This is a genomic window from Methylobacterium nigriterrae (assembly GCF_037106235.1).
Classification (GTDB): Bacteria; Pseudomonadota; Alphaproteobacteria; order Rhizobiales; family Beijerinckiaceae; genus Methylobacterium; species Methylobacterium nigriterrae.
In genome coordinates this window covers 1-278 of sequence record NZ_JBAWTG010000813.1, presented here as the reverse complement: position 1 = coordinate 278, position 278 = coordinate 1, and the positions used below count along the sequence as shown (strand labels likewise).

Here is a 278-nt window from a genome sequence, read left to right as displayed (position 1 = left end):
AGTAGGCGATCTGTTCGATCTCCATCGCCATGCGGGCGAGCGATTCGGCTGACAGCGGTGTGCCGCTGATGGGTGCGTCCTGCACCATGATCGGAATATCGCTCGCGTCGGACAGGCGGCTGAAGTACTCGTGGACGGCGGCCTCCGGGCAGCGGATGGTCGCGCCGTGGTAGGGCGGCAGAACCATGACCATTGCCGCGCCGAATTGGTGCGCATGCCGATTGCGTTGGATGCAGATGTCCGTGCTGTAGTGCGAGGTGGTGACAATGACCGGCACC

1 protein-coding gene is annotated in these 278 nt (G+C 63.7%); it reads right to left on the bottom strand.

The window, feature by feature from the left end; genetic code table 11:
- A partial coding sequence (locus tag WDW90_RS39260) for a dihydrodipicolinate synthase family protein (protein ID WP_336493015.1) occupies positions 1–278 on the bottom strand: 278 nt, incomplete at both ends.